Here is a 23,729-nt window from a genome sequence, read left to right as displayed (position 1 = left end):
TAGTAGAATTTACCGCAAATTTATAATGATTTTGGAGGATTGCACTAATGAACGTTCGTAAAGGATTGATGCTGCTGCTCATTTTTGTACTTGGATTACAGACAGCAGGCATGACGGCACAAGCAGCCGGGCAGAAGGAAATCGCTATTTTTCTAGACGGAAACCGTTTGGAATCGGATGTATCACCCTACATCTTGCCCAAAGTAAATGTAACGATGGTGCCTCTGCGTGTTATTAGCGAAGGACTGGGTGCGTCTGTTCTATGGTCTCAAGCCACTCGTACCGTGACCATTCAGAAATCCGATTCGGTCATCTCTATGACAAGCGGACGCCAACAGGCGACTGTGGATAACGCTGTAGTTGGTCTGGATGCATCGGTTGAATTGAAACAAGGTCGGGTCATGGTACCCATTCGTTTCGTCAGTGAGAACCTGGGCATTCGAGTGAACTGGAATCAGTCAGCCCAGACTATTGATCTGTACACAGGAGACGAATCAGGCCCAACTCCTGAACCAACCCCGGCAACCCCAGCGGAGCCTGGAGGCACGGGCACTGTACCAGCTTCTGAAGAGATGCGGGGAGCCTGGATTTCCACTGTGAATGGAGACTGGCCTACATCCGGTGCCAAGGGAAATGTAGAGAAGCAAAAACAGGAGTATACAAAACAGCTAGATACGTTGCAAGGTATGGGCATTAATGCCGTATTTGTCCAAGTGAGAGCTAATGGGGATGCCATCTATCCTTCAGGTCTGGTACCTTGGAACAGCGTATTGACAGGAACACAAGGTAAAGATCCTGGTTATGATCCCCTCGCCTTTATGGTTGAGGAAGCACACAAACGGGGCCTGGAGTTCCACGCCTGGTTTAATCCGTTCAGAGCAACGAACTCAGCGAGTACGTCAAACTTGGCTGCAAACCACATCTCCAAGCTTCATCCAGACTGGATTGTGAATGCGTCTGGCAAAATGTACATTAACCCGGGTATCCCGGAAGCCAGACAGCATATTATCGATACGATCATGGAAGTGGTCAATCAGTATGATATTGATGGCGTACATCTGGATGATTATTTCTATCCGTCCAATGTGACTTTTAATGATGATGCAGCCTTCAAAACCTATAACACATTGAATACCAAAGACCGTGCTGAATGGCGTCGGGACAATATCAATCAGTTCGTTAAGCAGCTCGGGCAGAGCATTCACAGCGTGAAAGCTAACGTTGAATATGGAATTAGTCCATTTGGTGTGTGGCGTAACAAATCTGTTGATCTGACAGGTTCTGATACCAAAGCAGGAGTAACCGCGTATGACAGCATGAATGCAGATGTGCGGACATGGATTAATCAGGAGTGGATTGACTATGTTGCTCCTCAGGTATATTGGAGTATGACATTGAACGTAGCCCGATACGACAAAGTTGTCGACTGGTGGGCGAATGAAGTGGCTAACACAAATGTAAAATTGTATATCGGTCACTCTCCTTATAAGTTAGGTACGCCAGAGATCGGCTGGCAGACATCACAGGAGATCATCGATCAGCTGAACTACAACAAGAAGTATTCTTCGGTTAAAGGGGATATATTCTTCAGTTCACAGTACCTGACGAAGAACCCTCTCGGCTTGATTGCCAGATTAAAAGCCTACTATGGTCTATAAAACATTTTAACAATACAGTGATAAGACAAACCCTTGTTCTCATAGAGTGGCAGTAGAAACGTGGCTGCCTGGAGAACGGGGGTTTTTTGTTATGTTAATTAACGCGGTGTTTGAAGGTGGAGGCGTCAAAGGGATCTCGCTTGCAGGTGCTGTGCAGGGTGCTCAAGACTGCGGCATTCAGTTTAATCGAGTGGCAGGCACATCATCCGGTTCCATTGTAGCTGCTCTGCTAGCGGCCGGTTACAGGGCCGAAGAGATGAAAGTCATTATTGAGAATACCCCCTTTGTTTCATTGCTGCGTCGTTCCCCCATATTTAATACCCGATGGATCGGACCCGCGGCAAGGCTGTTCTTGAAGAAAGGACTATATTCGGGAGAAGCGCTGGAATCATGGATTCGCAAGATGTTGGAGCAGAAAGGGATTCGCACATTCGCTGACTTGCCACAAGGTAAGTTGCTTATTACCGCATCCGATATATCCAATGGGACCATTCTGGTGTTGCCAGACGATATTCGGCGGTTCGGCATTGACCCTGCGAAGCTGGATGTTGCAAAGGCGGTTCGTATGAGTTGCAGTATCCCGTATTTTTTCGATCCGGTAGTCATACGCAAATCACCAGTATTCTCCAAAGGACTTCCTTTTCAAGATCAGTTTGTGTATGTCGTGGATGGTGGATTGCTTAGCAATTTTCCGTTGTGGCTCTTCGATGGTGATCGTTCCGAACGAGGAGGAGACGTCATTCCGGTTGTCGGATTCAAAATGGTGGGGAAGACGGAAGTGGAACCTGCCCGGATTAAAGGACCGCTAAGCATGCTTCAGGCCCTTGTAGAGACGATGCTCACAGCACATGATGAACGCTACATCGAACAGATTAACCGGTTTCGCACAGTGAAGATACCAACGCTTGGCATTAAACCGACGCAATTTCATTTATCGTTACAGGATAGCACAGCCTTATATCGATCAGGCGCAACCGCAGGGAACGAGTTTTTCAATGGGTGGAATATGAAAATGTATGATGAACAGCTGGACAAACAAAGAAAAGAATTGCGCAAGAAACAGGCAGAAGCTCCACCTCTGATTCCTGTATAAACGTGAAAAAAGCAATTCTCCGCATGTTGGGAGAATTGCTTTTTTGGTTGTTCAGTACCTTTTAGTGAAATTTCGGTATATCTTCATCGCTTTTCCCTTTTTGTCCCTGAATCACTTGGAAAGGATAATCCTTGCGTTTCTTTGAAGAGCCGCTGCTCTTTCTGGCACTGGACTGTGCATTGACTTTTGCCATGGTTCGTGCCGATGGCTTAATCTTTGGTGATTTGGTTTTGCTTGCCCAGCGACGAGGCGGATATTTGTACAGCAGGAATACGGCTCCGAACACGACCAGAGGAATAATGATCCTGGATGGACTAGCGTTCCCCAGCCAAGTCAAGACTCCAACAGCAGCTAGTGCGATGAACGTCCAAAATAAGATTGCCTGCTTGTTCATATCATTCACCCTTTCACAGGATCGAGTGTTGCAACAGGTACTTCTGACGTAGCAGAGACATTGGCAAGCTTGGCATCCAACTCACGCATGCGGTTAAACGAAGCAATGGATACTTCTACCTGTTCGTTGGTCGGCTCTTTTGTTGTCAGCAATTGCAGCCACAATCCCGGGTATCCGAGATAACGCAGTACAGGAATATCACGTACTGAATTCGTGAGCTTTAACAGTTCAAAAGAAATGCCTAGCACAACTGGCAATAACAACAGACGCTGACCCATCCGTTCCCAGAGGTTATCGTACGTGAAGAGGGAGTATAGAAACACTCCAATAATGACAGTCAACATAATGAAACTGCTTCCGCAGCGGTAGTGCAGTCGGCTGTACTTTTGCACGTTCTCCGGTGTCAGTTCTTCACCAGCTTCATGTGCGCTGATTACTTTGTGTTCCGCTCCATGATACTGGAAGAGACGTTTAATCATCGGCGTCTGTGAGATTAACCACAGATAAGCGAGTAACAGGATCAGCTTAATGCCGCCTTCCAGTAAATTATGCAAAAACTGATTGTCGAATGCATTTTTGAATAGAAAATTCTCGATAACAACAGGAAGCAATGTGAGCACAACTTTACCAAAAAGGAATGAAAGGATGGCAACGGCGGTCACACCAATGATCATGCTAAGGCTCCAGCCCGAACCTTCTTTCTCTTTTTGATTGGCTTTCTCTTCCGGTTCCAGTTCATCATCAGCATAGGCGTCAGCAGAATAATTGAGATGTCTGCTACCTTTGACACTTGAATCTATAATGCTGACAATTCCGCGTAATAAAGGAATCCGCCGCAATTTCGTGACCCAGGACTTGTCTTGCTTGGGAACTTCCAGATACGTAATTTCGCCGTCTTTTCTACGAACAGCTGTAACGTTGACATGTTTCCCACCGAACATTACGCCTTCAATGACAGCTTGCCCCCCATAGCTGACAGGCTTGGATTGTTGAGGCAAATTATTCACCTTCCTATTCTGTTCTAGGCCTTCGCGATCAAAGGCAGTTTAATAACCCTATTGTATCGAATTTTGAGACCAATTTCTAGTTTGTGAGTCAAACCTTGAAGGATGTTGTTAAGATTGTCCTGTTTTGAACATACTACCTCGTAGAATCGGAGCGGAAATTCGAGGCATAATGCGGGATTATCAACTGAATGAAGGAGAATATCGATGACAGAACGTAAGCATGAAGATACATCACAAGATGAAGGTCAACGTAAGAAAGAACGGCAGCCAAAAGACAAGGGCAGGCGCCCTACCCAGAGGCAAGGTCAAGCACACTACTATACGAAGCCATTTTCCTTTGCATTAGAGCTTGGCTTCTTTGCCGGTTTTATCTGGGGTGGGCTACATTGGCTATTCTATCTGTTGCATTTTACGATTGTACCTGTCGGATTTCTGGCCGAGCCTTTTTTCAAACATGAATATATATATACCGCAGCAGGACATTTGACAGGCTGGCTGTTTTTTATCGTCTTTTCCATCTTGGCATCCTTACTCTACACGTTCACGATTAGAAAACTGAAAGGACCGTTACCCGGCATGGTATATGGAATCGTCTGGTGGCTGATTCTCTTTATACTGGTCGGACCAAAACTGGGGATGATGAAACCTTTGAACGGTTTAACGTGGGATTCAATCATCACGGAACTCTGTTTCTTTTTGTTATGGGGGCTGTTCATTGGTTACACGGTAGCCATGGAGTACACGGACGAACGCAAACGCGAGCCGGAGCAAGCGGGGGCATAGCGCAAAAAAGCTTCTCAATCCGGCAATGGCTGTGTTAAAATAGCAGATGGTTATTTGCAGAGAGGGTGGAGCAGCGATGAAACGAATTATTGTGATCAATGGTCCGAACCTGAACATGCTTGGTGTACGCGAACCGGGCATCTATGGAACGCTTAGTCTGAAGGATATTGAGGACAAAATTCGCAGACAGGCTGATGAAATTGGCGTCTCCATCGCTTTTTATCAATCGAACCATGAAGGGGACATCATTGACCGCATTCATGCAGCGATGGGTGAGGCAGACGGAATAATACTGAATGCCGGAGCATTTACCCATTATAGCTATGCTATACGTGATGCAATCAATGCTGTAAAAGTCCCTACAGTGGAAGTACATCTATCCAACATTCATGCACGCGAAGCGTTCAGACATCATTCAGTGATTGCAGCGGAAACAATCGGGCAGATTGCCGGATTTGGCGAAGTAAGCTATGAACTGGGATTGCTGGCTCTTGTGCGTCATCTGGACAAACAAACCTGAGCCGGGAACCCGGGAATGTGAGAGAAAGAAGGGTTACCGATGGAAAACAAACGAGTAAATAAGTTGCGTGAAGCCATGCGTGAGCATGAACTCACTGCAATGCTGATTACAAACCCGATTAACCGTCGTTATATGACGGGTTTTACAGGCTCGGCGGGATATGTGCTAATTACGGAACAGGATGCATATCTGCTGACTGATTTCCGTTATATGTCACAAGCGCCTCAACAAGCCAAAGGATTCACCGTTGTGGAGCATGGAGCCAAGCCGATGGATACAGTGCGTGAACTACTGGCATCCGCAAATATCAAAGAAGTGGGCTTCGAGCAGGATAGTGTCACATTTGGCACGCATTCCGCTTATGCTGAAGCACTTCAATCTATCGAACTGAAAGCTGTATCCGGGATCGTGGAACAACTTCGTATGTTCAAGGATGAAGATGAGATCGCGGTTATGCAGAGAGCAGCAGATCTGGCGGATGCCACGTTCAGCCACGTTTTGCAGTTTGCAAAACCAGGTATGACGGAGCGTGAAGTGGATCTGGAGATGGAGTTTTTCATGCGCAAGCATGGAGCAACGTCCTCTTCGTTTGACACCATTGTAGCATCGGGTGAACGTTCTGCTATGCCTCACGGTGTAGCGAGCAGCAAGGTCATCGGACAGAATGAGTTAATTACATTTGACTTTGGTGCACTTTTGGACGGATACTGTTCAGATCTGACACGTACCATTGCAACAGGTACACCTGTACCTGAACTGCGCAAAATTTATGACATTGTACTGGAAGCTCAGTTACATACGCTGGAGAACCTGAAACCGGGCATGACCGGACGGGAAGCAGATGCATTGGCTCGTGATATCATTGCAGGTCACGGATATGGAGATCAATTCGGACACAGCACAGGCCACGGTCTGGGTATGGAAGTTCACGAAGCTCCTCGCTTGTCCAAGCTTAGCGACGATGTATTGAAACCGGGTATGGTCGTTACCGTTGAACCGGGTATATATATTGACGGGCTTGGCGGCGTGCGTATCGAGGATGACGTAGTGATTACCGAGACGGGTATTCATATTCTCACGAAGTCGGACAAGAAGTTCACCGTAATCGGCTAAATTACAGCCACAGGGATATAAGACGATTTTTAATGTGTTATTTAAATTGAAAATAAGAAATTTCACCATAACAGAGAGTGCAGAACCAATCTGAAGAAGCGAAGCGTTCGCCTTTATCACCGGATTTTCCCATTGATAATGGGATCAAAAAAATCTGGGGATAACAGCGATCAGAGGATGGTACTGCAATCGAAGTGAACGAGGTGGCCATTCTTGGGCTCATTTTACATATAACATTAACCCATCGTCTTATATCACCTACTTTTTAACCATATCAGGAGGGATTTTTTGTGATTTCAGTAAACGATTTTAAAACAGGCTTGACCGTGCAAGTAGATAACGATATCTATACCGTACTTGATTTCCAACACGTTAAACCAGGTAAAGGCGCTGCCTTTGTACGTTCCAAATTGAAAAACCTGCGTAACGGTAACACTGTTGAAAAAACATTCCGTGCAGGCGAAACGATTGGTCGTGCCATTATTGAAAACCGTGGCGTATCCTACCTGTATGCAAGCGGTACAGAGCACACGTTCATGGATAACGAAACATATGATCAGTTCACATTGACTAGTGAACAACTGGAATGGGAATTGAACTTCCTGAAAGAAAACATGGTCGTTAAGATTGTTAGCTACCAAGGTGAAATTCTCGGAATTGACTTGCCAACAAGCGTTGAGTTGAAAGTCATCGAGACTGAGCCAAGTGTTAAAGGTAACACTGCACAAGGCGCTACCAAAAATGCAAAAGTGGAAACAGGCTTGAACGTACAGGTTCCTTTGTTCATTAACGAAGGTGACGTTCTCCTGATTGACACACGTGAAGGTAAATACTCTTCCCGTGCGTAACTTTCACAGCTTGTAAGCTAAAAAAGGTTATTAACAACCCTTTGCCATTCCTTTGGCAGAGGGTTTTTTCGAAAAAAGATTAGCCTATCAGGCGCTTTCGTAATATACTGGGTTAAAGTCATTTCTCGTAGAGAATAATGACGATGGACATTAATTATGCATACTGCACAAGGTAGGGAGTGGATTTGCGTTGTCATTGTACGTCATGAAATTTGGGGGTAGCTCGGTCGGAGATACAGAACGCATGAAGCGTGTGGCCGGACGTGTTGTAGAAAAAGCTGATGAAGGACATCGGTGTGTAGTTGTGGTTTCGGCCATGGGGGATACAACAGATGATTTGATTGATCAGGCAAAACAACTGAATAGTGAACTGCCTGCTCGTGAGATGGATATGCTCTTAACGACAGGAGAACAGATTTCGATCTCTTTGTTATCGATGGCTATTCAAGCGCTTGGACGTAAGGCAGTATCGTTTACGGGCTGGCAAGCGGGATTCCGCACAGAGCCGGTTCACGGAAAAGCACGTATTCATGATATTCAACCTGACCGTGTGAATGCAGCACTTGCCGAGGGCAACATTGTTATTGTTGCAGGCTTCCAGGGCATGACGGAAGACGGCGAGATCACAACGCTCGGTCGTGGTGGTTCGGATACAACAGCTGTAGCGCTGGCGGCAGCGATTAAGGCTGATGCGTGTGAGATCTATACGGATGTAGACGGAATCTATTCTACGGACCCGCGGATCGTTAAGGTTGCGCGCAAGCTGAAGGAAATATCGTATGACGAAATGCTAGAACTTGCTAATTTGGGAGCAGCGGTGTTGCATCCGCGTGCAGTAGAGTACGCGAAGCATTCCGGTGTACCTTTAATCGTAAGATCCAGCTTTAACCATAATGAAGGAACGGTTGTGAAGGAGGAAGCAGCAATGGAACAAGGCGTAGTGGTTAGTGGTATTGCCTATGACAAAAACGTGGCTCGCATCAGTATTCTGGGTGTGCCGGATGTACCAGGAGTTCTGGCCGAAGTATTTGGTGCGCTTGCATCCAATCAGCTGGATGTGGACATTATCGTTCAGAGCGGAGTGATGGATGGCAAAGCGGACTTCTCGTTCTCTGTGGCGCTGTCTGATCGTGAGAACGCATTACGTGTCATTGAAGGCCTTCACAGCCGCTTGCCTTACCGTGAAGTTACATCTGAGGAGAACCTCGTTAAAATCTCCATTGTTGGCGCAGGCATGGTCAGTCATCCTGGTGTAGCTGCGAAGATGTTCAAAGTCATTTCCGCTGAAGGCGTGAGTATCAAGATGGTGAGCACTTCCGAGATCAAAGTATCTTGTGTTATTGACGGAGATAAGCTGCATGACGTCATTAAGGCATTGCATACAGCATATGATCTCGACACTGCCGAGCAAGCCGTTATCGGTGGACCTCAAGATCGCAGATAAGTATCTTCAATGTATGTAAATTAGCAAAGGTGTACTGTTGCCAACGGGCAGCAGTACACCTTTTTTTGTTTTTCTCATGGCAATTCTCACATCAACTTGAACATCTTTCCCCCGCGTATGCCTCTATAAGGCTGCATGCGGTTCCCCTCCCCCATCTCGGGAACACAATCCAGCAGGTTTAATTGAGAACAATACGAAATATCATGAACTCTGCCTAACTTTTCAAGCCTCCGCCCGCTAACAGACCCCTGCACCAACTCCGGGATGCTCTCCTTACATTGGGATACCGCCTGATGAAGTACTATGCCGAGATCGTTAAGCTGGAGGGGAGAACAGGATTGACGGTGCAGTTCATCGATGATACATCCAGCACACAAGCCGTCCTCCAGAGCAAATTCATCCTGGTTCCCCGCACATAACAGCAATACATCTCGTTGAAGTTCACATAGAGCTGCTGCAACAGCCTGCACATTGAGAAATGAACCAGCAAATACATGTTTCCCCTTGGAAGCCTTGATCAAAGCTCGGGTTCCATCGGTTGTGGTTAGAATGATTGTTTTATCTGCAATGCCTGCAGTCATATATTCATAGGGGGAATTCCCCACTTCGAATCCGGTGATTTTTTTGTCAAAACGCTCCCCGCCTCGAATGCAATCTTTCACTTCCATTTGTTTGGCTTGTGGAACGGTCTCTACGGCAATCACAGCCGAAGCGTCATACGCCAGAGCCGTAACAATCGTACTGGTCGTACATAATACATCAATGACAACTGCACTTCGCCCTGCAATATCAATGGTACGTACTTCATTCACATTGCCAACGACATCAACTCGCACTCCCCACAACTCCTTTCTGTATCTGGGGATCGGTAGTTCTGTTTTGAACCGGAATGGAACTTACCTATCTGCAATTACTATATGCAAGCACATCTAGACGGGTGCCTAGAACAGAAGGTGCATCTATGGTTTCAACTCTCAACCGTATTCTGAAGAATTGATAGATTTCAGCGTCATAAATTAAATGTACAGGCATAAACTTGAGATATGAACAAGCGCCAGAAGTGTGAACCAAATGATCTCAAGGTTGGAGGAGCCTACTCATGAAGGTGAACTGGAGGGAACTTTTTCCGGAACCGATCCGAACCATTCTCGGAAGAATGCCACCCGCTCTATTGGAACAAGTGGAGGAAGTACGTATTCGAGAAGGCAGACCCCTGGAGATTAATGCAGGCAACACATACCACTTCCTGACACCTCAAGGTTGTCCGACCGGGAATCCTGAAGAAGCGTATGTTCCTCAGAAAGAAGTGACGCACAGGTTGCTGGACCTGATCAGTAACCATTCACTTTATACATTGGAAGAGGAACTGCGCAAAGGGTTCATCACCATACCTGGGGGACATCGAATCGGGCTTGCTGGACGAACGGTACTAAGCGGTGGGCGTGTCGAATACCTGCGTGACATCAACGGGTTTAACGTTCGGGTAGCCCGTGAGGTACATGGAGTGGCTGATCGTATTCTTCCTTATCTTCTCGATATGAAGAGCGGACAGGTCCTGCACACGTTGATCCTATCACCACCACAACAAGGGAAAACGACGTTGCTGCGAGATCTGGCGAGACAAATTAGCAGTGGTACAAAGCTTACAGGGGGAACTGAACTGGTTCAGGGAATACGTCCGCGTCTGAAAGTGGGCATTGTGGATGAAAGGTCCGAAATCGCTGGTAGCTACAAAGGAGTACCTGGCTTCGACGTAGGACCCCGAACAGATGTGATGGACGGTTGTCCGAAGGCTGAGGGCATGATGATGATGCTTCGCTCCATGTCGCCCGATGTCCTGATTGTGGACGAGATCGGTCGTCCGGAGGATGCCGAGGCGGTGATGGAAGCCCTGCATGCAGGAGTCTCAGTGATTGCGACTGCGCATGGCCGTGACCTATCGGAGCTGTCGGCCAGACCCGCCCTCAGAACCTTAATTACGGAGCAGATGTTTCAACGTTATGTCCAGCTGCAACGGACGAGCCGGGGCATGACCTTTCGGCTGGCTGATGGCAAAATGCGTGGGTTGCAGCTGACCGGGGCAGGAGGTGAAGCCTTTGGTTAACATGTTTGGTGCGGTAATTATTCTGTTAGCCAGCACCCTCGCCGGATTTTACAAGGCCAGACAGTATGCATTAAGACCGAGACAGTTGCGAGAACTCATTGCAGCCCTCCAGCGACTAATGACGGAGATTAACTATGGGCTCACTCCACTTCCCGATGCCATGGGCAAGATGGGAGCACAGACCAAAGAACCTGTAAAGACGTTGTTTCTTCATGCAGCTACACAAATGGAACCTCCTCATGGACTCACTGCCCGGGAAAGTCTGCAGTCAGGCGTGGATCTGGCGTGGGGAAGATCGGCCATGAAGGCTGACGAGAAGGAAGTGATGCTGCAATTAAGCTTCAGCCTTGGCACAAGTGACCGTCAGGATCAGACCAAACATATATCGTTAGCCATTCAACAACTAATGCATGAGGAATCCCGCGCCCAGGCCGATCAAATGAAATATGAACGAATGAGCCGAAGCCTCGGGATGCTTGTCGGAGCGTTAATCGTCATTCTGATCTTCTGAAATAGCCGGGATAGTGAGGTGCCAAGGTCATGAATCTAGAAGTGAACGCAATCTTTCAAATTGCGGGTATCGGAATCATCATCGCCATGATTCACACGGTACTGAAACAAATGGGAAAGGAAGATATGGCTCACTGGGTGACCGTAATCGGATTTGTCGTTGTATTGTTCATGGTGGTCCGTATGCTGGACAGCCTGCTACAAGAGATCAAATCGATATTTCTTTTTCAATGAAAACGGTCATGAAGCCGGATGGTGGTGACCTGTGGAAATTATCCAAGTTGTAGGTTTGGCGCTCATTGCAACAGTGCTTATTCTGGTCATTAAGGAACAGAAACCGATGTTTGCCTTTCTGATTGCTGCCGCGACCGGCATTGTCATCTTCATGTTGTTGATTGGCAAAATTGGAGCAGTCATCGAAGTGTTGAAGCGGCTTGCCGAGAATTCAGGCATGGAAAGTATTTATCTGAAAACGGTGCTGAAAATTATTGGCATAGCGTACATCGCTGAATTTGGCGCACAGATTGTCAGGGATGCAGGCCAGGAAAGCATTGCGTCCAAGATCGAATTGGCTGGTAAGGTACTGATCCTTGTACTTGCTATACCGATCATCAGCATTATTATCGAAACCGTCATGAAGCTGATGCCGGTGTAGAAAGGGCGTGCGGACTTCATATGAAATCAATGCATCATAAGCCGCAGTGGCGCCTTACGGTTGTGCTGATGCTCTGTTTTCTGTTTGGTATCCTGGGACAGGTTACTGCAACCTCGCCTTCCGGTGAGTGGATGGAGCAGCAGGCCGATCAGCTTCCCAAGGATCAGGTGGAGAAATACTGGGATCAACTGATGCAACAATACGGTGGTTTCTTCCCGGATGGGAAGACCCCTTCCTTCATGGATATGTTAATCCCCGGCAATGAAGGGTTCAGCCTGAAATCGGTGTTTGTAGCGATCGGAACCTTCATGCTGCATGAAATTTTATATAATGGCAAACTTCTGGTCACGATTGTGATGTTAAGTGTACTCAGCATGATTCTGGAGACACTTCAGACCGCATTTGAGAAAAATAATATTAGCAAAATCGCCTATTCCATCTGTTATATGGTCATCATCATCATTGCGATCAACAGCTTCAGTGTAGCGATTGGATACGCCAAGGATGCCATAACCGGCATGATCAACTTCATGATGGCCATGGTTCCCTTGTTATTCACACTGCTTGCGTCCATGGGTAATGTCATCACCGTCTCGGTGACACATCCACTCATCATTTTCATGATTCATCTGGTGAGTACGTTGATTCACTTGCTGGTATTCCCGTTACTCTTCTTCTCAGCTGTTCTGCATCTCGTCAGTTCATTGTCTGACAAGTACAAGCTGACACAGCTGGCAGACCTCCTGCGCAATATTAGTGTAGCACTGCTGGGTATCCTGCTGACGATGTTTTTGGGTGTAATCTCGGTGCAGGGAGCATCGGGCTCCGTAGCGGATGGAGTTAGCCTGAAGGCCGCCAAATACATCGCAGGCAACTTTGTCCCTGTCGTGGGCAGAACATTTGCGGATGCGACGGATACGGTAATTACAGCTTCTTTACTTGTCAAAAATGCAATTGGACTCACCGGAGTGATCATCATTTTGTTTCTATGTGCCTTTCCGGCACTCAAGATCCTGGCTCTTGCCTTGATATACAACGTAACTGGTGCCATCATGCAACCACTAGGAGACACCCCGATTGTAGGATGCCTCCAGGCCATCGGCAAGAGCATGATCTACGTATTTGCGGCGCTCGCAGCCGTCGGACTGATGTTTTTCCTGGCCATTACCATCCTGCTGACCGCGGGCAATCTGACTGTCATGATGCGCTGAATGTATGTTGGCAAGAAAGGGGGTGGAAAGGATGGGGTGGCTGAGCAACTGGCTCCAGGAATTGATTATGATCGTTCTGCTGGCGACTTTTGTGGATATGTTGTTGCCCAATCGATCCATGGAACGTTATGTCAAGCTTGTGCTGAGCCTTCTCATCCTGCTGACCCTTTTATCACCCATAACCAAGCTGCTTAAAAGTGATCCGGTTGGCGAACTGAAACGGGCAATGTCTGCAATGGATGCTCCATCGAATGGGAAAGCGACACTCGAACAGATATTAGCTCAGGGCAAACGGCTGCAATCCAATGAACAGGAACAATCCTTACAATGGACAGCCAAAGAACTGGCTAATGTCATGAAAGGTCAGATTGAAGAAACAACAGGAGCCAAGGTGCGGTCCGTAGAGGTACAGCTGACCATGAGTAAATATGAAACCGAGATGGAAGCTGCCTCATCAGTCGAACTGCCTGTGATCCAGCGTGTGTTGGTCGAGATGGCCGGAGAGAGTGCAGAAGGAGAAGTGAAGGCAGGGCAGCAAGAAGTCGCTGCTAACACACAACCCATATTTGGAACAGACACAGAAGTCGAGAAGGATAAATCACATCAAATACAGCAGCCCATCCAGATCGGTCAGATTGAAGTGCCTGATGTTCAGATTGATGTGAGTAAAGGGCAACGTGATGGAAATGAAGCGTCTTCCGAGCCTGTTATACGTGATCAAGCAGATGAGACGAAGCAGCAAGTTGAGACATCCACAAGGTCCGAACATGCGGTGCAGATTATTACATTGTTGACTGAAAAGTGGGATGTTGATGCAAACAACGTTCAAGTGACAGAACCAAAAAGTGCTGGAGTGCTCTGAGAAGGAGGGTGTCCGAAATGAAACAATGGTTCAAAAAGATGGAAACCTGGATGGGTGGCGGAGAGGGTGGGGCAAGGCGAAGTCAAACCTTCCGCTGGCTGATTATCCTGGGTTTGATCGGGGTGGGAATCATGCTGTTCAATTCCTTCGTCAATGTCAAAAAAATTGATTCCGAAAATATCGGTCGGGAACCACCGGACCCGGCAACATCCATGGCATCCATACAGAGTGATCCGTCGGAACAGAATCCTTTTCAGGCGATCGAAATTGCATTTGAAGACAAAATCAAAGGTGTGCTGGAAAACATTGTTGGTGTGGGAACGGTTGATGTGATGGTTACCGTGGATTCCACAGAAGAATTGGTCGTTCAGCGGAACGTGAAGGATTCTCAGCAACTTACCGAAGAAACCGATGCTAGCGGGGGCAAACGGCATATGACGCAATATACCCGTGATGGCGAGATTATTACTTACGAAATAGCAGGGGATCAGACACCTATAGTGACCAAAAAGCTCAAACCGCAGATCCGTGGGGTGCTTGTGGTTGCGAGGGGTGCAGAGAACAAGGTTGTGAAGGACCTGATAACCGATGCTGTGGAAAAAGGACTGAATGTGGCAGCCTACCGGATCTCGGTTGTACCGCGCAAACAAGACTAATCTGATGTGTTGAATCACAAGATTCAATTCTCATAAGATTGAAGCCAATTTGAGGAGGAAGTTCTAATGAATAACAAACGTCAAACGGTATGGCTCGTTTCCATGCTGAGTCTGATGGTCATTTTGTCCGCGTATTATCTGTTCACTGAGGATTCCGGTCCAGTTAACGCGCCGGTGGCTGACAGTCAACAAGTGGATGGAATCAAGCAGGGGGAAGCAAAGGAGACGGCAGGCATTCTTGATCCTACAGAAGGTTTGGTTGTGAATGAAGTGGTGAATAGCGGCGAAGTTGAAAGTGATCCAAGCGCGGCTGGCGCTGTGGAAGAACCAGCGGCTACGGAAGGTAAAGAAGCTGGAAATACAGAGAAAACACCTGCTGTCGAACCAGGCGAGAATAAGGGCGAGGCAGGCAAGGAAACCAACAAAGAGACCGACAAAGGGGCAACAACTACACCGGAGACAGACGGTCAGGCAGGCAGCACTGCAACCAAGACAGATGAGGAAGTCCTCAAGGAAATGGAAGAGCAGAATACGACAGCATCTGCGAGCAGCCAGTTCCAGAACTACCAGTGGCAACGTGAGGAAAGCAACAATCGTAAGTATGAGGAACTGATGACCGTGGCAGGTGATCTGAGCAAAACGCCAGAGGAGAATGCCAAAGCAACCGAGCAACTCCGTACACTGGAAGAAAAAGAAGCTAAAATCACTGGCATTGAGGAGACGCTCTCTCAACAGTACGCTAATGCGATCGTTCAAGAAGATTCCGACAAGTATAAAGTTGTGGTCCTCAGTGACAAACTGGATGTAAAACAGGCGGTATCCATTGTGGATCTGGTCATGAAAGAATTGGCGGTTTCACAGAACAAAATCAGCGTGCAATACGTCACAGAACAGTAATCCAAATCATGGAAATGCAGTCCCGGGAGCTGGTTGTACTCTCGGGCTCTTTCCATTTTTAATGATTATGATATAATACATAAAGCCATATGACCGTCCTAGTGAGACTGGCATGATGCCGAAGGAGTGAATAATGGAAATGTTTAAATTGAGTGAAATCAAAGAACTGATTAAACTGGTAGATGAAAGTTCCGTTCAAGAGTTGGAAATTGAAAATGAAGGATCACGGTTATCAATCCGCAAACCGGGCAAAACGGAGTATGTTCAAGCAGCTGCTGTGCAACCGCAAATGATTGCTGCTCCGCAAGTACAGCCGGCAGCAGTGGTAAGTGAAGCTGCACCGCAGGTCGATACTACAAGTCATTTACATAAAATTGTATCTCCGATGGTAGGTACTTTTTACAGAGCTTCCTCGCCGGAAGCGGGTCCTTTTGTGAGCGCTGGTGATAAAGTTGTTGAGAAAACAACGGTATGTATCATCGAAGCTATGAAGCTGATGAACGAGCTTGATGCGGACATCAAGGGAGAAATCGTTGAAGTGCTGGTTGAGAACGGACAGCTGGTCGAGTATGGGCAGCCCCTTTTCCTGGTGAAACCGGAATAACCGTTATAGCTGGTTAACAGCTAACCGCATGAGCTTCGAAGGAGGACAAAACGAAATGAAATTTCAAAAAATACTGATTGCGAACCGTGGAGAGATTGCGGTACGTATTATTCGTGCCTGCCGTGAAATCGGTATCTCAACGGTAGCCGTCTACTCGGAAGCGGACAAGGATTCTCTGCATGTTCGTCTTGCAGATGAGGCTTATTGTATCGGACCGACACTGTCTAAGGACAGTTACCTCAACTTCACAAACCTGATGAGTGTAGCTACGCTGACGGAATGTGATGCAATCCACCCTGGATATGGTTTTTTGGCGGAGAATGCTGATTTTGCGGAAATTTGTGAGTCTTGCAATATTACGTTTATTGGACCTTCTCCTGAAGCCATCACTAAAATGGGTGACAAGGCTGTTGCCAAACAGACGATGAAAGATGCAGGAGTACCTGTTATTCCTGGATCAGACGGCCTTGTTGAAAATATGGATGAAGCAATCATGATTGCTAGAGATATCGGGTATCCTATTATTATCAAAGCTACTGCTGGTGGCGGAGGTAAGGGAATTCGTATTGCCGAAGATGAAGAAACGCTGATTAAGCAGATTACCGCTGCTCAGCAGGAAGCACAAAAGGCATTTGGCAATGCAGGTGTATATCTGGAGAAATTCCTGACAGGTATGAAACACGTGGAAATTCAGATCATTGCTGATAAACACGGAAATGCAGCACATTTGGGAGAGCGTGATTGCTCGGTTCAGCGTCGTCGCCAGAAATTGGTAGAAGAAGCTCCGTGTCCGATTCTCTCCGAAGATGTGCGCACACTGATGGGTGAAGCTGCGGTACGGGCTGCCCTTGCTGTGGATTACTCGGGAGCGGGTACATTGGAGTTCCTGCTCAGCCCGAATGGCGAGTTCTATTTCATGGAGATGAATACGCGTATTCAGGTAGAGCACCCGGTGACTGAGATGGTTACTGGCGTGGATCTGATCCGTGAGATGATCTCGGTAGCTGAAGGGAACCCACTCTCATTCCGTCAGGAAGACGTGGTTATCAATGGCTGGTCCATTGAATGTCGTATCAATGCAGAAGATCCGGACCGTAACTTTATGCCCTCACCAGGCAAAATCGGATTCTACCTTGCACCGGGAGGACCTGGCGTTCGTGTAGATAGTGCTGCTTATCCGGGTTATACCATTTCACCTTTCTATGACTCCATGATCGCAAAATTGATCGTGTGGGGAGCGAATCGTGAAGAGGCGATTGCCAAGATGAAACGTGCGCTTGGGGAATTTGCGATTGAAGGCATATCTACAACTATTCCTTTCCATCAGAAATTGCTGGAGCACCCAACGTTCATTCGTGGTGACTTTGATATCAAATTTCTTGAGGAAAACGAGATTTAAAAGGTATATTGGGCTTGTTTGTCATAATGTAGCCCAAATGATATAGTATGAATAATAAGAGCGCATGTCTCCTGCAAAGGATAAGCCCGCACCTCGCGGATGTTTGCAGGAGTTCCGGTAAAGCCGGACCGGAAGGGTTCTGAAGGTTGATTAACCTGAGTCCAGCGCCCTGACGGATGGCCGCAAACTTATCTCGCGAAAGGTGTGTTGAACAGTTATGAGTACACTACCGACTGAATTTGAACGAACGGATATCGGTGAAATCCAGATCGCACCTGAAGTTATTGAAGTGATTGCTGGATTGGCGACCCTTGAAGTGAAAGGTGTTGCAGGCATGAGTGGCGGATTCGCTGGCGGATTTGCTGAATTGCTTGGTCGCAAAAACCTTTCCAAAGGCGTTAAAGTTGAAGTGGGCCAACGTGAAGCTGCAGTTGATGTTTCCGTAATTATCGAGTACGGATACCGTCTGCCACAAGTAGCTACGGAGATTCAACAGAACGTGAAACGTTCCATCGAGAACATGACAGGATTGAATGTGAATGAAGTGAATGTGCACATTCATGACGTTCAGTTCAAGAGCACCGAGAAAGTGGAAGAGATCGACCTGAACAGTCAGCGCGTAAAATAAAAGAAGACAGATTCCCCCGGCATCATCTGCCGGGGGTTATCCCGTCTTGGACAGGTCTTCATTATAGCGAAAGCTAGATGAGGATCTGATTTTTTGCTAGTGAACAGGTTAAGTCATGTTAGTGAGCAAGGGAGGCTGTGCAGTTCGTGGCTAAAATACTGGATCGGCTTCTGTTGTTTATATACAGCATAAGCGTTGGAGCAATATCGGCAGCCGTCATTCTTCTGATTAGCGGTGTGCTGCCTTACGAATTGAATTACCAGCAGGAACAGAACGTTATTGTTGCGTCGGTTATTGCAGCAGCGATTTTGTTTATCCTGAGTTTGCGATTTTTCTACATCTCGGTTCGGCGTGAGCGTGCATCGTTGCCGTCTGTAGATCAACGTACTGAGTTTGGTGATGTACAGATTTCGATGGAGACGATTGAGAATCTCTGTTTGAAGGCAACTTCCCGTTTCCGGGGAGTACGTGATGTCAAGGCACGCATACGTGTGGTTGAGTCAGGACTGGAGATTATGATCCGTGCAGTAGTGGATGGTGAGACACCTATTCCTGCGCTGACTTCTGATCTGCAAAAGGCGATACATGATCATGTGCAAGAGATTACGGGCATCCCGGTTTCTTTTGTCACGGTGTATATCGCTAATGTAACCCAGTCGCCTAACTACAAGAGTCGAGTGGAATGAGGTGAGTTTCACTGATGCTGTGGAAAGAGATTTGGGATAGTCACAGAGGCCGAATTACCGGAATTATCGGCGGCATCTTTTTTGGATTTCTTTATGTATGGATCGGTTTTTGGGATATGTTGTTCTTTGCACTCTTGGTGTTCATCGGTTATACGTTAGGCAGACGAAGCGATTCGAAGCCGGATTCGTCCATTCCCTGGAGGGAGTGGGGGCAATGGCTGGGCGATCGCTGGCGTCCGTTTAAGTGACCTACCTGAACCCTGCAATATGTTTCTTCCGAAAATAGAGCTGTAGTTTGGGTTGCCCGTTTTTTGGAGGAAACGTATTGCAGGTTTTTTTGTGAAAAGGGATAACAATAACAATACCGTGGAAGTCATCGATCAATCCAATACAGGATTTGATGAGATGGTTGCATGGATTATAAAATAAGCATGATGACGCTCCAGACGGAGCGCTGCAGGAGGCAGGACATGAAAAGACGTTTGGCAAGGGAAATTGCAGTACAAAGTCTGTATCAGATGGAAATGAATGAGGTAGGTGCAGCAGAAGCTGTGAACATGTTGATCAATGAAGCTGCTGAAGATAATGAAACCGAAGTAGTTATCCGCGATGCAGATGTAATGCGTACTTATGTTACTGAGATTGTACAAGGAGCCTGGAACAATAAGGAAGCCATTGACGGTTTGCTTGTGGATTATTTGAAAGGTTGGCAGATCAGCCGTCTGTCACGTGTAGATCGCCAGATTCTACGACTGTCCACGTATGAAATGGTGTTTCGTGATGACATTCCGGCTAAGGTATCGGTCAATGAAGCAATTGAACTGTCCAAATATTTTGGTACAGAAGAATCCGGCAAGTTCGTCAATGGTGTACTTGGACGCATGATTCAGGAAGTTGACGCGATTAAAGCAAAATTATCTTAAGTTATGATTAATTATAGTGTGTGTTCAAAAAGACCGGTTTTCAGTATCCTTCGTAATCAAAAGCGGGCTTTTTGAACAACCTCTAAATTTATATTCACATAAGGGAGAGAGAGTACAATGACAGCATCTATTATTAACGGTAAAGAAGTATCCCAAGAGATCCGCGCAAGCATGACAACAGAAGTAAAACAGCTTAGCGAACAGGGGGTAGTACCTGGTCTGGCTGTTGTGCTCGTCGGGGAAGATCCGGCATCCCAAGTCTATGTGCGTAATAAAGAAAAAGCTTGTCACGACCTCGGTTTCTACTCCGAAGTGCATCGCTTGGATGCAGATACGTCCCAAGAAGATCTGCTTGCGCTGGTGGACAAGCTGAACAATCAACAATCCATTAACGGAATTTTGGTTCAACTCCCACTGCCAAAACATATCGAAGAGAAAGCGGTCATTGATGCGATTGCCGTGGATAAAGACGTAGACGGATTCCATCCAGTCAATGTTGGTAATCTCGTAATTGGAGACGATAGTCTGCTTCCATGTACCCCAGCGGGTGTAATTGAACTGATCAAACGTACTGGACTGGAAATGTCCGGTAAACATGCAGTGGTTATCGGAAGAAGCAACATCGTTGGCAAACCGGTATCGCTGTTGCTCCAACGTGAGAATGCGACGGTAACCATGTGTCATTCCCGTACAGCCAACATGAAAGAAATTACACGTCAGGCGGACATTTTAGTTGTAGCCATCGGCCGTGCTAATTTTGTGGATGCTGATTTTGTGAAACCAGGTGCTGTTGTTATCGATGTCGGCATGAACCGTTTGGAGAATGGCAAACTGGCAGGAGACGTTGATTTCGAGAGTGTGAAAGAAGTTTCTGGTCCAATTACACCCGTTCCTGGCGGTGTTGGTCCGATGACAATCACAATGCTGATGAAAAATACATTGATCGCTGCCAAGCGCGCTCACGGATTGGCCTAGGGTTTTGTCTGTGGCAGATCAAAAGATCTACTCCATCAAAGACCTGAACCGATACATCCGGATGAAACTGGAATCGGATCAGGTCCTGTCGGACGTCTGGCTGCGCGGGGAGATTTCGAATTTCACACATCACTCCAGCGGCCATATGTATTTTACATTGAAGGACAAGGACAGCCGGATCAAGTCAATTATGTTTGCGTCCCATAACCAGCGATTACCCTTTGTACCGAAGGAGGGTGCAAGGGTTATTGCCCGTGGTAATGTCTCGGTGTATGAACGGGATGGGCAGTATCAATTCTATGCTACCCATATGCAACCGGACGGAATTGGAAGTCTGTATCTAGCTTACGAACAGCTGAAGAAAAAGCTTGAGGATGAAGGGTTATTTTCACCTTCTCGAAAAAGACAGATCCCTCGTTATCCACAGACCATCGGGGTTGTAACTTCACCGACGGGAGCGGCGGTGCGAGACATTATGATCACACTCCAGCGCAGATACCCTTCTGCCAAAGTTGTTTTATATCCTGTTCTGGTTCAAGGGAAGGGTGCTGCACCTTCCATTGTCAAAGCGATTGGCAACCTGAACCGGATGGGAGAAGCCGATGTACTTATCGTTGGACGCGGAGGCGGTTCACTGGAGGAGTTGTGGGCCTTTAATGAGGAGATTGTGGCAAGAGCAATAGTTGCTTCGGATATTCCTGTCATTTCTGCGGTTGGGCACGAAACGGACTTCACTATTGCTGATTTTGCAGCCGATTTGCGTGCGGCTACACCTACAGCAGCTGCTGAATTAGCTGTACCTAATAGAGCTGAGTTGCTTGATCAGATCGGACAACGTCAGCGCCAGTTACAGCACAGCTTACGTCAGCGTGCTGTACATAATCGTGAACGGCTCGCAAGATTACAGCGTTCGCCAGTGCTGGTGCATCCAAGACGTACCTTGATGCAGCACACCGAACGACTTGATATGATGCATCAACGGCTTTTGAGAACAGTGGATACGCGTATGAAATGGACAGGAGAGAAGCAGGAGCGTCTGCGGGCAGCACTGCAACGATTCAATCCTCGTGAGCAGGTCAATGCAGCACGCCGTGAGAATGCGGCAGCACGCAGACAACTGGAACTTGCGATCAGGTCTATAGCCAGATCGAAGCAGCAACAGTGGAAATCATCTGTGCGGCATCTGGATGCGCTTAGCCCGCTTAAAGTCATGTCACGGGGATACAGCCTTGTCTATGACGAGCAAGAACAGCGATTGCTCAAGTCAACGAAAGATGTACAGCCTGGAGATTCAATTAAGATTAAATTAACAGACGGACAGCTGGACTGTCAGGTTTGGGGAATGAAGGAGGACGACAATACCCATGGCGAATGAACCGGAATTGAATTTTGAAGAGGCAATGGCGGCATTGGAAGACATCGTAGGTCAGCTGGAACATGGTGATGTTCCGTTGGAACAGGCCATCGATCTGTTTCAACGCGGGATGAAACTTTCGCAACTTTGCGGTCTGAAGCTGGAACAAGTGGAACGCAAGATCGAGATGATCGTAGAAGAAGATGGAGAGCTTCGCAAGAAACCTTTCGGAACTGCTGACGATGAGAGCGGTGAAGTCCATGAGTAATCGTCCTTCGTTTCAAGCATATCTCGAAGAGGTCACAGCTGAGGTGACAGAAGCGTTGAAACACACGCTTCCCGATCACTGGGATGTACCCCAGTCGCTGACGGATGCGATGCAGTACTCACTTATGGCCGGAGGCAAACGCCTTCGTCCTCTTCTGGTCGTTGCTGCGGCGGAAGCCTTCGGTGCACAGCGTACAGCTGCAATGCCGGTAGCCTGCGCCGTGGAGATGGTTCATACGTATTCACTGATCCACGACGACCTGCCTGCTATGGATAATGATGATTACCGCAGGGGAAAATTAACGAATCATAAGGTATATGGTGAAGCAACAGCCATATTGGCGGGCGATGCGCTGTTAACTCATGCTTTTTATAGCATTGTTCAAGCTGGTCGTCGCAGCGGTGTAGCGGCAGATGCGTTGCTGTCCATCGTAGAGGACATGTCCGAACTTGCTGGAGCAAGAGGTATGGTCGGCGGTCAAGTCGCGGATATGGAAGGCGAGCAAGGCATGACCGATCTTTCACAGCTCCAATATATCCATTTGCACAAAACGGGTGATCTGATTGTTTTCTCACTCATTGCTGGAGCACGAATTGGTGGAGCAACGGAAGGACAATTGGAAGCCTTACGTGTGTTTGGACGTGATCTGGGGCTGGCGTTCCAGATTCAGGATGATATTCTCGACCTGACGGGTGACGAGCAGAAGATGGGCAAGAAAACACAGAGCGATGTGAATCAGCAGAAGGTAACATATCCTTATTTTATTGGCATGGAGGCTTCTGTAGATGAAGTGAAATCCCTTACCCAATCTGCAAAAGACGCACTTGAAAGAGCCGAGTTACCTGATGCATCCAGATTGTTGGAAATTGCAGATTATCTGATGGGTCGAGACCATTAGATTCTGACGGAGCGGTCTGTTTCAAAACCTGTATAGCCGTGTAATGAATGTAATGTCCTTTTTCCGAGTAGATGGAAAGAGCTGTCCCGAGTGGATGCGGGAATACATATGGAGAAGAATTTTAAATAACTTGCTGGCGAGAATGCTCGTTATCGGGAGTATAGTGCAGTAAATTATGATTCTTGTTCTTTTATGTTATAATGATTTAATGTCATTTGATTCATAATGTATATATCGAT

Annotated in this window: 28 protein-coding genes; 25 read left to right on the top strand and 3 right to left on the bottom strand. The window is 47.2% G+C overall.

Features of this window, described 5'->3' with window-relative positions; genetic code table 11:
- The first annotated feature begins 47 nt into the window (after nucleotides 1–47).
- Nucleotides 48–1,658 carry a family 10 glycosylhydrolase gene (locus C170_RS22765; RefSeq protein WP_036614413.1) on the top strand — a complete coding sequence of 537 codons (1,611 nt, stop codon included), beginning with the start codon at nucleotides 48–50 and terminating at the stop codon, nucleotides 1,656–1,658.
- Between the two features lie 91 nt (nucleotides 1,659–1,749).
- On the top strand, nucleotides 1,750–2,751 hold the full coding sequence (locus C170_RS22760; protein WP_036614410.1) for a patatin-like phospholipase family protein: 1,002 nt from the start codon (nucleotides 1,750–1,752) through the stop codon (nucleotides 2,749–2,751).
- A 61-nt stretch (nucleotides 2,752–2,812) separates the two neighbouring features.
- Here the strand turns inward: C170_RS22760 and C170_RS22755 are convergent, their stop codons facing one another.
- Both C170_RS22755 and C170_RS22750 read right to left on the bottom strand, forming a co-directional pair.
- A complete protein-coding gene (locus C170_RS22755) occupies nucleotides 2,813–3,145 on the bottom strand; it encodes a hypothetical protein (protein WP_036614407.1) in 333 nt (110 codons plus the stop codon).
- Between the two features lie 5 nt (nucleotides 3,146–3,150).
- The gene (locus C170_RS22750) at nucleotides 3,151–4,143 is read right to left on the bottom strand and encodes a DUF1385 domain-containing protein (RefSeq protein WP_036614405.1); all 993 of its coding nucleotides are present in this window, start codon (nucleotides 4,141–4,143) and stop codon (nucleotides 3,151–3,153) included.
- Nucleotides 4,144–4,356: 213 nt separating this feature from the next.
- Between C170_RS22750 and C170_RS22745 the strand changes: the two genes are divergently transcribed.
- From C170_RS22745 to C170_RS22725, 5 genes are all read left to right on the top strand, one after another.
- Nucleotides 4,357–4,935, top strand: a complete 579-nt coding sequence (locus tag C170_RS22745) for a YqhR family membrane protein (RefSeq protein WP_036614402.1) — start codon at nucleotides 4,357–4,359, stop codon at nucleotides 4,933–4,935.
- Between the two features lie 76 nt (nucleotides 4,936–5,011).
- Nucleotides 5,012–5,455, top strand: a complete 444-nt coding sequence (gene aroQ, locus C170_RS22740; protein WP_036614400.1) for a type II 3-dehydroquinate dehydratase — start codon at nucleotides 5,012–5,014, stop codon at nucleotides 5,453–5,455.
- A gap of 39 nt (nucleotides 5,456–5,494) precedes the next feature.
- Complete coding sequence (locus tag C170_RS22735) at nucleotides 5,495–6,568, top strand: M24 family metallopeptidase (RefSeq protein ID WP_036614396.1); 1,074 nt, start codon at nucleotides 5,495–5,497, stop codon at nucleotides 6,566–6,568.
- A 290-nt stretch (nucleotides 6,569–6,858) separates the two neighbouring features.
- The gene (efp, locus tag C170_RS22730; protein ID WP_036614394.1) at nucleotides 6,859–7,416 is read left to right on the top strand and encodes an elongation factor P; all 558 of its coding nucleotides are present in this window, start codon (nucleotides 6,859–6,861) and stop codon (nucleotides 7,414–7,416) included.
- Nucleotides 7,417–7,606: 190 nt separating this feature from the next.
- Nucleotides 7,607–8,860: an aspartate kinase gene (locus tag C170_RS22725; protein ID WP_036614392.1), complete on the top strand. Its 1,254-nt coding sequence runs from the start codon at nucleotides 7,607–7,609 to the stop codon at nucleotides 8,858–8,860.
- 86 nt (nucleotides 8,861–8,946) lie between these two features.
- On the opposite strand, the gene C170_RS22720 is transcribed toward C170_RS22725, so the two are convergent.
- Entirely contained in the window at nucleotides 8,947–9,696 is a 750-nt protein-coding gene (locus C170_RS22720; RefSeq protein WP_051447358.1) for a 2-phosphosulfolactate phosphatase, read from the bottom strand.
- A 263-nt stretch (nucleotides 9,697–9,959) separates the two neighbouring features.
- On the opposite strand from C170_RS22720, the gene spoIIIAA reads away from it, so the two are divergent.
- The 18 genes from spoIIIAA to C170_RS22630 all read left to right on the top strand — a co-directional run bounded on the left by spoIIIAA (nucleotide 9,960) and on the right by C170_RS22630 (nucleotide 23,490).
- Nucleotides 9,960–10,964: a stage III sporulation protein AA gene (spoIIIAA, locus tag C170_RS22715; RefSeq protein ID WP_036614390.1), complete on the top strand. Its 1,005-nt coding sequence runs from the start codon at nucleotides 9,960–9,962 to the stop codon at nucleotides 10,962–10,964.
- Nucleotides 10,957–11,475, top strand: a complete 519-nt coding sequence (gene spoIIIAB / locus C170_RS22710; protein ID WP_036614389.1) for a stage III sporulation protein SpoIIIAB — start codon at nucleotides 10,957–10,959, stop codon at nucleotides 11,473–11,475. Before spoIIIAA ends, spoIIIAB begins: the two co-directional genes overlap by 8 nt.
- A 29-nt stretch (nucleotides 11,476–11,504) precedes the next feature.
- On the top strand, nucleotides 11,505–11,708 hold the full coding sequence (gene spoIIIAC, locus C170_RS22705; RefSeq protein WP_017687585.1) for a stage III sporulation protein AC: 204 nt from the start codon (nucleotides 11,505–11,507) through the stop codon (nucleotides 11,706–11,708).
- Nucleotides 11,709–11,739: 31 nt separating this feature from the next.
- On the top strand, nucleotides 11,740–12,129 hold the full coding sequence (spoIIIAD, locus tag C170_RS22700; protein WP_017687586.1) for a stage III sporulation protein AD: 390 nt from the start codon (nucleotides 11,740–11,742) through the stop codon (nucleotides 12,127–12,129).
- Nucleotides 12,130–12,197: 68 nt separating this feature from the next.
- Nucleotides 12,198–13,340, top strand: a complete 1,143-nt coding sequence (gene spoIIIAE / locus C170_RS22695) for a stage III sporulation protein AE (protein ID WP_397376270.1) — start codon at nucleotides 12,198–12,200, stop codon at nucleotides 13,338–13,340.
- 31 nt (nucleotides 13,341–13,371) lie between these two features.
- Nucleotides 13,372–14,202, top strand: coding sequence for a stage III sporulation protein AF (gene spoIIIAF, locus C170_RS22690; RefSeq protein ID WP_036614384.1), 831 nt, complete (start codon nucleotides 13,372–13,374; stop codon nucleotides 14,200–14,202).
- A 17-nt stretch (nucleotides 14,203–14,219) separates the two neighbouring features.
- Nucleotides 14,220–14,858, top strand: a complete 639-nt coding sequence (gene spoIIIAG / locus C170_RS22685) for a stage III sporulation protein AG (protein WP_036614381.1) — start codon at nucleotides 14,220–14,222, stop codon at nucleotides 14,856–14,858.
- 66 nt (nucleotides 14,859–14,924) lie between these two features.
- Complete coding sequence (locus tag C170_RS22680; RefSeq protein WP_036614378.1) at nucleotides 14,925–15,755, top strand: SpoIIIAH-like family protein; 831 nt, start codon at nucleotides 14,925–14,927, stop codon at nucleotides 15,753–15,755.
- Between the two features lie 139 nt (nucleotides 15,756–15,894).
- Nucleotides 15,895–16,359, top strand: a complete 465-nt coding sequence (accB, locus tag C170_RS22675) for an acetyl-CoA carboxylase biotin carboxyl carrier protein (RefSeq protein ID WP_036614903.1) — start codon at nucleotides 15,895–15,897, stop codon at nucleotides 16,357–16,359.
- Nucleotides 16,360–16,414: 55 nt separating this feature from the next.
- A complete protein-coding gene (gene accC / locus C170_RS22670; RefSeq protein ID WP_036614375.1) occupies nucleotides 16,415–17,758 on the top strand; it encodes an acetyl-CoA carboxylase biotin carboxylase subunit in 1,344 nt (447 codons plus the stop codon).
- Nucleotides 17,759–17,975: 217 nt separating this feature from the next.
- On the top strand, nucleotides 17,976–18,386 hold the full coding sequence (locus C170_RS22665) for an Asp23/Gls24 family envelope stress response protein (protein WP_017687593.1): 411 nt from the start codon (nucleotides 17,976–17,978) through the stop codon (nucleotides 18,384–18,386).
- Nucleotides 18,387–18,532: 146 nt separating this feature from the next.
- Nucleotides 18,533–19,072 carry an alkaline shock response membrane anchor protein AmaP gene (amaP, locus tag C170_RS22660; protein WP_017687594.1) on the top strand — a complete coding sequence of 180 codons (540 nt, stop codon included), beginning with the start codon at nucleotides 18,533–18,535 and terminating at the stop codon, nucleotides 19,070–19,072.
- A gap of 14 nt (nucleotides 19,073–19,086) precedes the next feature.
- Complete coding sequence (locus C170_RS22655) at nucleotides 19,087–19,320, top strand: DUF2273 domain-containing protein (protein WP_036614372.1); 234 nt, start codon at nucleotides 19,087–19,089, stop codon at nucleotides 19,318–19,320.
- A 222-nt stretch (nucleotides 19,321–19,542) separates the two neighbouring features.
- Nucleotides 19,543–19,995 (top strand): transcription antitermination factor NusB, encoded by a 453-nt coding sequence (gene nusB, locus C170_RS22650; protein WP_017687596.1) that lies wholly within the window; start codon nucleotides 19,543–19,545, stop codon nucleotides 19,993–19,995.
- A 117-nt stretch (nucleotides 19,996–20,112) separates the two neighbouring features.
- A complete protein-coding gene (folD, locus tag C170_RS22645; protein ID WP_036614369.1) occupies nucleotides 20,113–20,970 on the top strand; it encodes a bifunctional methylenetetrahydrofolate dehydrogenase/methenyltetrahydrofolate cyclohydrolase FolD in 858 nt (285 codons plus the stop codon).
- 10 nt (nucleotides 20,971–20,980) lie between these two features.
- Nucleotides 20,981–22,345, top strand: a complete 1,365-nt coding sequence (gene xseA, locus C170_RS22640; RefSeq protein ID WP_036614367.1) for an exodeoxyribonuclease VII large subunit — start codon at nucleotides 20,981–20,983, stop codon at nucleotides 22,343–22,345.
- The gene (gene xseB, locus C170_RS22635) at nucleotides 22,335–22,592 is read left to right on the top strand and encodes an exodeoxyribonuclease VII small subunit (RefSeq protein WP_017687599.1); all 258 of its coding nucleotides are present in this window, start codon (nucleotides 22,335–22,337) and stop codon (nucleotides 22,590–22,592) included. Before xseA ends, xseB begins: the two co-directional genes overlap by 11 nt.
- Complete coding sequence (locus C170_RS22630) at nucleotides 22,585–23,490, top strand: polyprenyl synthetase family protein (RefSeq protein WP_036614364.1); 906 nt, start codon at nucleotides 22,585–22,587, stop codon at nucleotides 23,488–23,490. Before xseB ends, C170_RS22630 begins: the two co-directional genes overlap by 8 nt.
- Nucleotides 23,491–23,729: the final 239 nt, after the last annotated feature.

The sequence above is a fragment of the Paenibacillus sp. FSL H7-689 genome, from assembly GCF_000517905.1.
In the GTDB taxonomy this organism is placed as follows: domain Bacteria; phylum Bacillota; class Bacilli; order Paenibacillales; family Paenibacillaceae; genus Paenibacillus; species Paenibacillus amylolyticus.
The sequence above is the reverse complement of the archived record's forward strand: the minus strand, read 5'-3'. Positions and strand labels throughout refer to the sequence as shown.

What these genes read in the sequence shown, in the direction of transcription:
- C170_RS22765 (WP_036614413.1), top strand. Translation starts at nt 48, where the DNA reads ATGAACGTTCGTAAAGGATTGATGCTGCTGCTCATTTTTGTACTTGGA.
- C170_RS22760 (WP_036614410.1), top strand. Translation starts at nt 1,750, where the DNA reads ATGTTAATTAACGCGGTGTTTGAAGGTGGAGGCGTCAAAGGGATCTCG.
- C170_RS22755 (WP_036614407.1), bottom strand. Translation starts at nt 3,145, where the DNA reads ATGAACAAGCAGGCAATCTTATTTTGGACGTTCATCGCACTAGCTGCT.
- C170_RS22745 (WP_036614402.1), top strand. Translation starts at nt 4,357, where the DNA reads ATGACAGAACGTAAGCATGAAGATACATCACAAGATGAAGGTCAACGT.
- aroQ (WP_036614400.1), top strand. Translation starts at nt 5,012, where the DNA reads ATGAAACGAATTATTGTGATCAATGGTCCGAACCTGAACATGCTTGGT.
- C170_RS22735 (WP_036614396.1), top strand. Translation starts at nt 5,495, where the DNA reads ATGGAAAACAAACGAGTAAATAAGTTGCGTGAAGCCATGCGTGAGCAT.
- spoIIIAA (WP_036614390.1), top strand. Translation starts at nt 9,960, where the DNA reads ATGAAGGTGAACTGGAGGGAACTTTTTCCGGAACCGATCCGAACCATT.
- spoIIIAC (WP_017687585.1), top strand. Translation starts at nt 11,505, where the DNA reads ATGAATCTAGAAGTGAACGCAATCTTTCAAATTGCGGGTATCGGAATC.
- spoIIIAE (WP_397376270.1), top strand. Translation starts at nt 12,198, where the DNA reads ATGCTCTGTTTTCTGTTTGGTATCCTGGGACAGGTTACTGCAACCTCG.
- spoIIIAF (WP_036614384.1), top strand. Translation starts at nt 13,372, where the DNA reads ATGGGGTGGCTGAGCAACTGGCTCCAGGAATTGATTATGATCGTTCTG.
- spoIIIAG (WP_036614381.1), top strand. Translation starts at nt 14,220, where the DNA reads ATGAAACAATGGTTCAAAAAGATGGAAACCTGGATGGGTGGCGGAGAG.
- C170_RS22680 (WP_036614378.1), top strand. Translation starts at nt 14,925, where the DNA reads ATGAATAACAAACGTCAAACGGTATGGCTCGTTTCCATGCTGAGTCTG.
- accB (WP_036614903.1), top strand. Translation starts at nt 15,895, where the DNA reads ATGTTTAAATTGAGTGAAATCAAAGAACTGATTAAACTGGTAGATGAA.
- accC (WP_036614375.1), top strand. Translation starts at nt 16,415, where the DNA reads ATGAAATTTCAAAAAATACTGATTGCGAACCGTGGAGAGATTGCGGTA.
- C170_RS22665 (WP_017687593.1), top strand. Translation starts at nt 17,976, where the DNA reads ATGAGTACACTACCGACTGAATTTGAACGAACGGATATCGGTGAAATC.
- C170_RS22655 (WP_036614372.1), top strand. Translation starts at nt 19,087, where the DNA reads ATGCTGTGGAAAGAGATTTGGGATAGTCACAGAGGCCGAATTACCGGA.
- nusB (WP_017687596.1), top strand. Translation starts at nt 19,543, where the DNA reads ATGAAAAGACGTTTGGCAAGGGAAATTGCAGTACAAAGTCTGTATCAG.
- folD (WP_036614369.1), top strand. Translation starts at nt 20,113, where the DNA reads ATGACAGCATCTATTATTAACGGTAAAGAAGTATCCCAAGAGATCCGC.
- xseB (WP_017687599.1), top strand. Translation starts at nt 22,335, where the DNA reads ATGGCGAATGAACCGGAATTGAATTTTGAAGAGGCAATGGCGGCATTG.
- C170_RS22630 (WP_036614364.1), top strand. Translation starts at nt 22,585, where the DNA reads ATGAGTAATCGTCCTTCGTTTCAAGCATATCTCGAAGAGGTCACAGCT.